Origin of the sequence: Shigella sp. FJ200513, assembly GCF_040495915.1 — a bacterium.
Taxonomy (GTDB): Bacteria; Pseudomonadota; Gammaproteobacteria; order Enterobacterales; family Enterobacteriaceae; genus ECMA0423.
Genome location: NZ_JBDYCV010000053.1, coordinates 19774 through 28560 on the forward strand (window position 1 = coordinate 19774; position 8787 = coordinate 28560).

Below are 8787 nucleotides of genomic sequence, written 5' to 3' on the forward strand. Positions count from 1 at the left end.
TAAACGCTACTGCGCCGGGGGATTTATTCCGGCGCACACCTCTGACGATACCAATAACAGAAGGCGGGCGTTGGTAACAGCGACCCGATACCCTATGAGCATTTCAATGACTACAAAACTCAGTTATGGATTTGGAGCGTTCGGGAAGGATTTTGCGATCGGCATTGTGTATATGTACCTCATGTATTACTACACCGATGTCGTCGGGCTGTCTGTGGGTTTGGTCGGTACTTTGTTTCTGGTGGCGAGGATCTGGGATGCTATTAACGATCCGATTATGGGATGGATTGTAAATGCTACGCGATCGCGATGGGGTAAGTTCAAACCCTGGATCCTGATCGGTACGTTGGCAAACTCTGTAATCTTATTTCTCCTCTTTAGTGCGCATCTGTTTGAAGGTACTACTCAGATTGTCTTTGTTTGCGTGACCTACATCCTCTGGGGCATGACTTACACCATTATGGATATTCCCTTCTGGTCGCTGGTTCCAACCATCACGCTCGATAAACGTGAACGCGAACAACTGGTTCCTTATCCGCGTTTTTTTGCCAGTCTGGCAGGCTTTGTTACGGCAGGTGTGACGCTACCATTTGTTAATTATGTCGGCGGTGGCGATCGGGGATTTGGCTTTCAGATGTTCACTCTGGTATTGATCGCCTTTTTTATTGTTTCAACCATCATCACTCTGCGCAATGTGCATGAAGTCTTTTCGTCAGACAATCAATCGTCTGCTGAAGGAAGCCATCTGACACTTAAAGCCATCGTTGCGCTTATTTATAAAAACGATCAGCTTTCATGCCTCTTGGGTATGGCTCTTGCTTATAATGTAGCCAGCAACATTATTACCGGATTTGCTATCTATTATTTCTCATATGTTATCGGTGATGCGGATTTGTTCCCCTATTATCTGTCGTATGCGGGAGCTGCTAACCTGGTGACGTTAGTATTCTTCCCACGCTTAGTTAAATCATTATCCCGACGCATTTTATGGGCCGGAGCATCTATTCTTCCGGTGTTAAGCTGTGGTGTTCTCCTGTTAATGGCATTAATGAGCTATCACAACGTCGTCCTCATTGTGATTGCGGGTATTTTGCTGAATGTGGGAACGGCGCTTTTCTGGGTATTACAGGTCATCATGGTGGCAGATACCGTTGATTACGGTGAATATAAACTGCACGTACGCTGTGAAAGCATCGCTTACTCCGTGCAGACTATGGTGGTGAAGGGCGGTTCAGCCTTTGCGGCTTTTTTCATTGCGGTTGTGTTAGGGATGATTGGCTATGTACCGAATGTTGAACAGTCTACGCAAGCCCTATTAGGTATGCAGTTTATTATGATTGCTCTACCGACTCTGTTTTTCATGGTAACGCTGATTCTCTACTTCCGTTTCTATCGCCTCAATGGCGACACGCTGCGCAGGATCCAGATTCATCTGCTGGATAAATATCGCAAAGTACCGCCCGAGCCTGTTCATGCTGATATTCCGGTCGGTGCAGTGAGTGATGTGAAAGCCTGACGTGGACAATAGCTAACGAAAATGGCCTGATGCGATATGTTTATCAGGCCACGTCTTAATGTAATGCTTTGGATTTGCAAATTTTGTAGACCGGATAAGGAATTCACGCCGCATCCGGCATCAACAAAGTGCACGTTGTTATCCAGTTATCAAGCCATAGCGCCGTAGCTGGCGGCAATGAAAGCGAGCGAGCAATATCACTGTCGTTAATGCGCCAAGCAGCGCGCAGAACATATCGGATTGCGTGTCCCACTGGTCGCCCTGGGTACCGAGAAAATCATCCGCTCCCTGGCCCATCGCCAGTGCCGCCCACCACTCGATTAATTCATACATCGCGCTTATCGCCAGCGCCACGCAACAGACCAGAAACGCCACCATTTTACGTCCGCGCACGTACATCCCGCGAACGAGAATTTCTCGTGCCACCAGTGCAGGCACCAGCCCCTGGAAAAAGTGCCCCAGCTTGTCATACGGATTACGACTCAACCCCAGCCATTCCTGCACCTCAAAACCAACGGGGACTTTCGCGTAGGTGTACTGCCCGCCTACCATCAGGATGATGGCGTGAAAGAAGATGAGCGTATAGAGCAGCAGCGTTAACGGGTAACGTCTGGCGGTGGCAAGTAGTAGCGGCACGACGATAATCACCGGTGTCACTTCCAGCAGCCAGGTGAGTTTGTCATGGGCCGAAATGCCGGTATAAATCAGGATTAACGTTAGCGCCAGTGCGCCAGTGTTAAGAATTAACGGCTTGAGTGTGCGGGTCATGGTGAGTTCGCAAGTCAGGGAAAATACTGACTATTCACCAGCAAGCATGAAATTACAATCGCAAAAGAGGTGGCCCAGGGGGATCACCTGGCAGCATGCTGCCAGGCGCTGGGCCGAAGAGGTTACTTAGTGCAGTTCGCGCACTGTTTGTTGACGATTTGCTGGAAGAAGTCGTTACCTTTGTCATCGACCAGGATAAACGCCGGGAAATCTTCTACTTCGATTTTCCAGATAGCTTCCATACCCAGCTCCGGATAAGCGACGCATTCCAGATGCTTGATGCTCTGCTGCGCCAGTACCGCCGCCGGACCGCCGATGCTACCGAGGTAGAAGCCGCCGTGTTTATGACACGCGTCGGTAACCTGCTGGCTGCGGTTGCCTTTCGCCAGCATGATCATGCTGCCGCCGTGGGATTGCAGCAGATCCACATAGGAGTCCATACGACCTGCGGTGGTTGGGCCAAGTGAACCTGATGGATAACCGGCAGGGGTTTTCGCCGGACCCGCGTAGTAGATCGGGTGATCTTTGATGTACTGCGGAAGTTCTTTACCGGCGTCAATCAGCTCTTTCAGCTTGGCGTGTGCAATATCTCGACCCACAATAATGGTGCCAGTGAGCGACAAACGAGTGGAAACCGGATATTGCGAAAGCTGGGCGAGGATCTCTTTCATCGGGCGGTTAAGGTCGACCTTCACCGCTTCGCCTTCACCGGCCTGACGCAGTTCTTGTGGAATGTACTGACCTAGATTGTGTTCCAGTTTTTCGATCCAGATACCTTCGCGGTTGATTTTCGCTTTAATGTTACGGTCAGCGGAGCAGGAGACGCCCATGCCTACCGGGCAGGATGCGCCGTGACGTGGCAGACGGATAACGCGAATGTCGTGCGCGAAGTATTTACCGCCAAACTGCGCGCCAAGACCGAGTTTCTGGGCCTCTTCCAGCAGTTCCTGTTCCAGCTGGACATCGCGGAACGCCTGACCATGTTCGTTCCCTTCCGTCGGCAGTTCATCGTAATAGTGAGCGCTTGCTAATTTGACGGTTTTCAGGTTGTTTTCCGCAGACGTACCGCCAATCACAAACGCGATATGGTACGGCGGGCAGGCTGCAGTACCGAGGGTACGCATTTTCTCGACGAGGAAGTTTTTCAGTTTGCCGGGAGTCAGCAGGGCTTTGGTTTCCTGGTAGAGATACGTTTTGTTGGCAGAGCCGCCGCCTTTCGCAACGCAAAGGAATTTGTACTCATCGCCATCTACCGCGTACAGGTCGATTTGCGCAGGCAGGTTAGTGCCGGTGTTGACCTCTTTGTACATGTCCAGCGCCGCGTTTTGCGAGTAGCGCAGGTTATCTTCGATATAGGTGTTATAGACGCCTTTCGACAGCGCTTCTTCATCACCGCCACCGGTCCACACGCGCTGGCCTTTTTTACCGACGATGATCGCGGTGCCGGTATCCTGGCAGGTCGGCAGCACGCCTTTGGCGGCGATTTCGGAGTTTCTTAAGAATTGCAGTGCCACGTACTTGTCGTTTTCGCTGGCTTCTGGATCGTGAAGAATAGCCGCAACCTGTTTCTGGTGTGCCGGACGTAGCATGAAAGAAGCGTCGTGAAAGGCTTGCTGCGCCAGCAGGGTCAGGGCTTCTGGTTCCACTTTCAGGATGGTTTCGCCGTCGAAGTCGGCAACGCTAACGTAATCGGAAGTGAGTAGATAGTATTCGGTATTGTCTTTCCCCATCGGGAAAGGTGCCTGGTAGATAAAGGGTTTGTTTGACATAGCTTCCAGCCTGTAACTCTGTATTTGTTATTCGAAAATGGCGTGCCGCGTAGTCACGGGCGGCACGCAAAGTGCATTTATAAGAACCCGTACATCGCGGCGAAGATCCAGCCGAAGACGCACGATACGCTCACACCAATCAACCCCGGCAGAATAAAACTGTGGTTGATGACGAAGCGACCGATGTGGGTGGTGCCGGAACGGTCAAACTGAATCGCTGCCAGATCGCTCGGATAAGTCGGCAGGATGTAATAACCGTAGCAAGCCGGTGCTGAAGCCACGATGTATGCCGGATCAACGCCGATCGCCAGCGCGACCGGAACAATCGCCGCCAGCGCCGCAGCCTGAGAGTTTACAAACTTGGAAACCAGCAGCAGAACAATGGCATACGCCCACGGATACTCTTTCACCATTTCACCCAGTACGCCCTGAATTTCAGACATATGCGCACCGAACATGGTTTCTGCCATCCATGCGATACCGTACACCGCCACGATGGCGATCATACCGGAACGGAAGACTTCGTTTTTTGAGATAGACGCGGGATTGGTTTTGGTCAGGATAATAATCAGCGCCCCGGTCAGCAGCATAAACATCTGAATAACCAGTACCATCGACAGCGGTTTGCCGCCGAAGGATGGACGCAGGTCCGAATCAGCACCAAGAAGGGCGACTACAGCGATTGCCCCGAGGAAAATCCACATTGCCAGCCAGTTGCTTTTCGGCAGTTTTTTATCCAGCAGCGTCGCGGTATCACCGTAAACATACTCACGGTTTTCCGGTACGGAGATGAATTTCTGGAACTCTTCGTCTTTATCCAGATCTTTACCGCGGAACCAGCTGAAGATACCGATCGCCAGGATACCGATTAACGTCGATGGAATGGTGATTGCCAGCAGATCGAGGAACTCAAGATGGCGACCATCAAAGGTGACATTACCCAGCATCGCAACCAGAGACACGACCGCAACCGACACCGGACTGGCGATAATCCCCATCTGTGCACCGATAGAACTTGCCGCCATCGGACGTTCCGGACGGATGTTGTTCTTAATGGCGACGTCGTAGATGATCGGCAGAATGGTGTAAACCACATGACCCGTACCGCAAAGAATGGTCAGTGTACAGGTCACAAACGGCGCGACAATTGAGACATATTTCGGGTTGCGGCGCAGCAGCTTCTCGGCAATTTGCAGCATGACATCAAGACCGCCCGAAGCTTGCAAGGTCGCCGATGCCGCCACCACCGCAATGATAACCAGCATGACATCAACTGGTGGTTTACCTGGCTGAAGGTGGAAGACGAAGACCAGAATGACCAGACCGATACCGCCTAATAAACCCAGCGCGATACCACCCTTTCTGGCACCATAAAACAGACATATTAGTATTATGATAAGTTGGATAGTAAATAACATGTGTGAACCCTCGCGATAATCCTATTTAAATTTTTGCTGAATAGATCACAGTCACGTTCTGTTTTGTATGAACTGTTTTCAGAGCCTGACTAAATATCCGTTTGGTCGTTACCGGCTTTAGCAAATACCTCACAGTGAATATTGGCTGATTAAAGCAGCGGCAAATTTATGCACTGTGATAAGCGGCTTTTTCAGAGAGAAAAACTCTCTGGCGATGGGTTTATAGTTTGTACTGCGCAGATGTTAATGTTTTGTTTGCTGTTATCTTATTGATATTTATCGGTCTATTTTTTGTTCTCAGGGCAGATATCATTAGGTTTATAGATTAATCTGATCTACCCATTTGTGGGTAAAAATACACATAATGCGGGTGACATAATAGTTAATTAACTTTTGTTATCGTTTTGAAATTAAAAACACCGTTCATCTGAAGAGATATTAATTTTTAACGATGATGGAGGGATAATTATATTTGATCTGGCACAAGTTTTACTGATTAACGATGTAACTTGTGCCAGGGGTATTTTGCATTACGGTAATAATTATTACTTACAGATAACCAGCGATCCGTTATTGGCAATATTGTTTCAGCAGTGAGTAGTGTTCTGCCTGAATACGGTAACGGTAAACCGGACGCCCCGTGACGCCATAATGGATACTGGTGAACAAGATGTGGCAGTTGACCAGCCAGATGAGGTATTTTCGGCAGGAAACACGCGAGATGTTAACCTCGTTAGCCAGCTCGTCGGTTGAAAACTCATAGTCCTGATGCGCGTCAATCCACTGGCACAGCGTGCGTAACGTCTGCGGCGTTAAGCCTTTTGGCAAGCGACGAGGATCCTGTTCGTTGGAGCTGCTGCCGTGGATTAGCTGATCAAGCTCGGCCTGGTCATAATACTGATGTTTTTCCAGCGCCATTTTCTTTTGCCGCCAGCCGGTGAGCGCCTCTTCAAAGCGGGAAGCCTGGAAGGGTTTGATCAGGTAATCCACGACACCGTAATGCAGCGAATCTTTAATGGTTGCCGCATCGGCTGCGGAGGAGATGACAATCACATCACTTTTGCAACGCGCGTTATGCAGGACAGGCAGTAAATCGAGCCCGTTCTCTTTTTGCATATAGATATCGAGCAATATCAGGTCGATAGGCGCATCGCTATTGAAGATAATCTCTTTGGCTTTCTCCAGCGTCGAGGCTGTTCCACAGCATTGAAAGCCTGGGATTTGTGCTACGTATCGGCGATTCAGCTCCGCGACCATTGCGTCGTCATCGATAATTAATACATTGATCATCTGTTCGACCTCTCCCCGTCCCAGGGTATCTGGACAAAAAATTGTGTGAAAATCCCCGGTTCCGATTCCACGGCGATGCTGCCGCCGAGATTTTCTACCTGTTGTTTGACAAGTGCTAAACCGACGCCTCGCTCGCTTCCTTTTGTCGAGACACCTTTGTCAAAAATGTGATCGATTTTGTCGGGTGCGATCCCCGGTCCATCATCGTTAACTTCGCAGTGCAGCCAGCCGTGACGGTAGTGCAATGTTACGCTAATTTCGCCACCGGGTTCCGGCCCTAATGCTTCCAGCGCGTTTTCTATCAGATTTCCCAATGTGGTAATCAGCGTCGCGACCTGGTCCTCACTGCCGCTGTCTGGCAGCTGGCTTTCACTGTTTAAAATCAGCGTATGGCCTAAATCGGTCGCGCGGTTAATCTTGCTGATTAAAAAACCAGCGATAACCGGAGATTTGATCTTACCCAGCAGAGAGCCAATCTCTTCCTGATAGTTATTGGCTGTTTTGAGAATGTAATCTTCCAACTGCTTATAACTCTTCAGATGCAATAATCCGAGAATCACATGCAATTTATTCATAAATTCGTGGGATCGTTCACGAAGTGCGTCAGCATAGTTGACCAGACCGTCGAGTCGCTGCATCAGTTTACGAACTTCAGTTTTGTCCCTGAAGGTTGAAATGGCACCGATGATAACGCCATTACTGCGCACCGGAACGGTGTTGATCAGTAATAGCCGGTCTTTAATCGTAATCTCTTCGTCGCGGCGCGGCGTACCGTCGCGTAACACTTCCGAGACATCTACCACCTGTGACCATGAGTGGCTGAGCGTCGACAGTTTCTCATCGTCCTGCGACTTACGGTAATTCAGCAATTCTTGTGCGGCATCGTTGATCAGCGTGACCTCGCCGCGATCGTCCACGGCAACGACGCCTTCTTTGATAGACTGCAACATGGCCTGGCGTTGCTCAAACAGCGTGGAGATTTCGTAGGGTTCCAGGCCGAAAAGGATTTTTTTCAGTACCTTAACCAGAATGCAGGTGCCAATCAGTCCGACCAGCATGCCAAATAATACCGACCAGATAATGCTCCAGCGACTGTCATTGATCTGTTGGGTCACGCGGCTTAACTCAAGGCCGATCGCCACCACGCCAATTTGTTTATGATTTTCATCGTAGATGGGGGTAAATACGCGTAAAGCCTGCGCCAGAAAACCGCGATTGATAGCGACATTTTCTTCGCCATTCAGCGCATTAAGGATGTCATCACCTTTAAATGGCTGACCAATACGCTGGGCTTCAGGATGTGAGTAGCGAAGACTTTGCATATCGGTAACGACAATAAACAGCAGATCGTTGCGTTTGCGCACGGCTTCCGCGATGGCCTGGATGCCACTCTCCTGCGGTTTTTTCTGCAAGCCCTGACGGATTTCCGGCGAGTCGGCGAGGGTACGCGCCACTGCCAGTGCCTTGTTGGCCAGCCCGTCTCGCGTCATATCACTGATTTGCGAGAAGTAAATCAGATGCACCACCAATAGCACCGAGAACAGTACCGCGCTGACCATTAAGATCACAGTGGTACTCAATTTCATCGGACGTTTGCGTAATATGTGGTAGGGCAATGAATGTCTCATCAGCTTCCTTGTGTGACAAATTTCTTAAGCATTATCTCTGATGAGGCGGGTAATTCAAAGGGAGTAAAAATGATTGGCTATATAGGGGAAGAGACTCTGGCAACGGAAACTGCCAGTGCTGTATGAAGATTCCGGGGCTATGCTTATAGCGATAATCATACTGATGAGAGAGGGAAGGTCATGGATCAGGCGCTACTGGACGGGGGTTATCGCTGTTATACCGGCGAAAAGATCGATGTCTATTTCAACACTGCGATATGTCAGCATTCTGGCAATTGCGTACGTGGCAACGGCAAGTTATTTAATCTCAAACGAAAGTCGTGTAGACTGGCCCCCTGAATCTCCAGACAACCAGTATCACTTATTTAAGTGATAGTCTTAATACTAGTTTTTAGACT

General features: G+C 49.6%; 6 protein-coding genes and 1 pseudogene. 2 read left to right on the forward strand and 5 right to left on the reverse strand.

Features of this window, described 5'->3' with window-relative positions; all coding sequences use genetic code 11:
- Positions 1-94 precede the first annotated feature (94 nt).
- Complete coding sequence (gene melB / locus ABZJ92_RS12795) at positions 95-1516, forward strand: melibiose:sodium transporter MelB (protein ID WP_000028118.1); 1422 nt, start codon at positions 95-97, stop codon at positions 1514-1516.
- 138 nt (positions 1517-1654) lie between these two features.
- Here the strand turns inward: melB and ABZJ92_RS12800 are convergent, their stop codons facing one another.
- From ABZJ92_RS12800 to ABZJ92_RS12820, 5 genes are all read right to left on the reverse strand, one after another.
- Positions 1655-2284 (reverse strand): DUF2238 domain-containing protein, encoded by a 630-nt coding sequence (locus ABZJ92_RS12800; protein WP_000198728.1) that lies wholly within the window; start codon positions 2282-2284, stop codon positions 1655-1657.
- Positions 2285-2406: 122 nt separating this feature from the next.
- On the reverse strand, positions 2407-4053 hold the full coding sequence (gene fumB, locus ABZJ92_RS12805; RefSeq protein ID WP_000066672.1) for a class I fumarate hydratase: 1647 nt from the start codon (positions 4051-4053) through the stop codon (positions 2407-2409).
- A gap of 77 nt (positions 4054-4130) precedes the next feature.
- Positions 4131-5471, reverse strand: coding sequence for an anaerobic C4-dicarboxylate transporter DcuB (dcuB, locus tag ABZJ92_RS12810; protein ID WP_000899522.1), 1341 nt, complete (start codon positions 5469-5471; stop codon positions 4131-4133).
- Positions 5472-6041: 570 nt separating this feature from the next.
- Positions 6042-6761: a two-component system response regulator DcuR gene (gene dcuR / locus ABZJ92_RS12815; RefSeq protein WP_000611281.1), complete on the reverse strand. Its 720-nt coding sequence runs from the start codon at positions 6759-6761 to the stop codon at positions 6042-6044.
- Positions 6758-8389, reverse strand: coding sequence for a sensor histidine kinase (locus ABZJ92_RS12820; RefSeq protein WP_001216446.1), 1632 nt, complete (start codon positions 8387-8389; stop codon positions 6758-6760). The genes dcuR and ABZJ92_RS12820 overlap by 4 nt, the downstream gene beginning before the upstream one ends.
- Positions 8390-8569: 180 nt before the next feature.
- Between ABZJ92_RS12820 and yjdI the strand changes: the two are divergent.
- Positions 8570-8707 (forward strand): annotated as a pseudogene (gene yjdI / locus ABZJ92_RS12825) (4Fe-4S mono-cluster protein YjdI); the annotation flags it as partial.
- Between the last annotated feature and the right edge of the window lie 80 nt (positions 8708-8787).